The sequence below is a fragment of the Actinomyces sp. HMSC075C01 genome, from assembly GCF_001812965.1.
Taxonomy (GTDB): Bacteria; Actinomycetota; Actinomycetes; order Actinomycetales; family Actinomycetaceae; genus Actinomyces; species Actinomyces acetigenes.
The window spans coordinates 1-348 of record NZ_KV810971.1 but is presented as its reverse complement, the minus strand read 5'-3'; the positions used below and the strand labels follow the sequence as shown (position 1 = coordinate 348).

The following is a 348-nucleotide window of genomic DNA, read 5'->3' as shown; positions in this document are numbered from 1 at the left end:
TGGGACGGGGGTAGAGATGGTCATTGGCCAGGGCAATATGCGCCACCTCGACGTCATCACAGCCATAGACGTGGACACCATCAGCGTCGTAGCGCTCAACGGTGCACCGCGGCGAGCTCAACCAGAAGACAATGTCCCGCACCGGCACCGGATCCTTGGGATCCATCCGCCGCAGGCTGTAGCGGGCGTCAGCAGCCATCACACCGGCCAGGACCTCCGAGGCCGCCAGCGTCGGCCCATAAGGGTCGATGACCCCAATGTCCTCCAGCCCCACCAGAACCCCCTGGGCATAGTTCGCGCGCTGGGCAACAGGACCGGTCACCATCCTCTGAAGGACGTCCCACTGCT

1 pseudogene is annotated in these 348 nt (G+C 64.4%); it reads right to left on the bottom strand.

Going from position 1 to position 348, the window contains the following annotated elements:
- Window positions 1-348 (bottom strand): annotated as a pseudogene (locus HMPREF2883_RS03720) (hypothetical protein); the annotation flags it as partial.